1 pseudogene is annotated in these 1,356 nt (G+C 64.6%); it reads left to right on the top strand.

Going from position 1 to position 1,356, the window contains the following annotated elements:
• Positions 1-1,356 (top strand): annotated as a pseudogene (locus U5775_RS38775) (hypothetical protein); the annotation flags it as partial.

Here is a 1,356-nt window from a genome sequence, read left to right on the forward strand (position 1 = left end):
TGTGGCCAATGGGCTGCTGAGCGCATCGAGCACGGACGCGGTGAACGGCTCGCAGCTCTACGCGCTGGCCAGCTCGACGGCCGATTCGATGGGCGGCGGCTCGACGGTGAACCCGAACGGTTCGATCTCGAATCCGAGCTATGCCGTCGGCGGCAAGACCTACCATAATGTGGGCGACGCGATTGACGCGCTGGGCGATGGTGGTGCTGTCGGTACCGACACGATGGCGGTGCACTACGACAGTTCAGCGATGGATTCCGTGACGCTGGGCGGCACGGATTCGACGACGCCGGTGGCGTTGCATAACGTGGCCAACGGGCTGCTGAGTGCATCGAGCACGGATGCGGTGAATGGTCAGCAACTGTTTGCGACGAACCAGGCCGTGACCAATCTGGCAGGCAACGTGACGACGCTTCAGGGCGACATCACGAACATCAACGGCCAACTGGCCGATGCAGTGATGTACGACTCGTCGGCGCACGATTCGTTGACGCTGGGCGGCACGGACGCGACCACGCCGGTGGCGCTGCATAACGGGGCCAACGGGCTGCTGAGCGCATCGAGCACGGACGCGGTGAACGGTCAGCAGCTGTTTGCGACGAACCAGGCCGTGACGACGCTGCAGGGCGACATCACGAATATCAACGGCAAGCTGACCGATGCGGTGATGTACGACTCGTCGGCGCACAATTCTGTGACGCTGGGCGGTGCGGGCTCGACTACGCCGGTGGCGCTGCACAACGTGGCCGCCGGCGTGGCGGCGACCGATGCCGTCAACGTGGCGCAGATGAACCAGGCCGTGATCACGGGCAATCCGTACATTGGCGGTTACGGGGCGGGCCTCGCCGGCGCGACGGCCACGCAAGTGGGAGCGGTGGCACTGGGTCTCGGCTCGGTCGCGAACAGGCCGTACACGATTTCCGTTGGTGACGCGTCGAATAATCTCCTTCGTCAAATCACGAGCGTGGCACCTGGCACGGCGTCGTCCGATGCAGCCACTGTGGGTCAGTTAGCGAGTTCGACGTCAACCGTGCTGGCGGCTGTCGATAACCTGGCAAGCAATACGCACACTGCCCTGCAGGCGGTGAATAACCGGCTCGGTGCGGTAAGTGCTGTATCGGATTCGTCGAATCCCTGGGTCAATGTTGCCGGCCCGGATGATGGCAGTGATCCCGCCTACGCCACACCGCTTACCGGGAGCGTGGCAATCGGACAGGCTGCGACGGCGACTGTCGGTGCGGGCGTTGCGATCGGCGCAGACGCTCAGTCGCTGGGAACGGGTGCGGTGGCCGTCGGTAGCGCTTCGACGGCGAGCGGCAACGGATCGTTCGCGATGGGGACTGCCGCGCAAGCTAC

It is taken from the genome of Paraburkholderia sp. J63 (genome assembly GCF_905220245.1).
Taxonomy (GTDB): Bacteria; Pseudomonadota; Gammaproteobacteria; order Burkholderiales; family Burkholderiaceae; genus Paraburkholderia.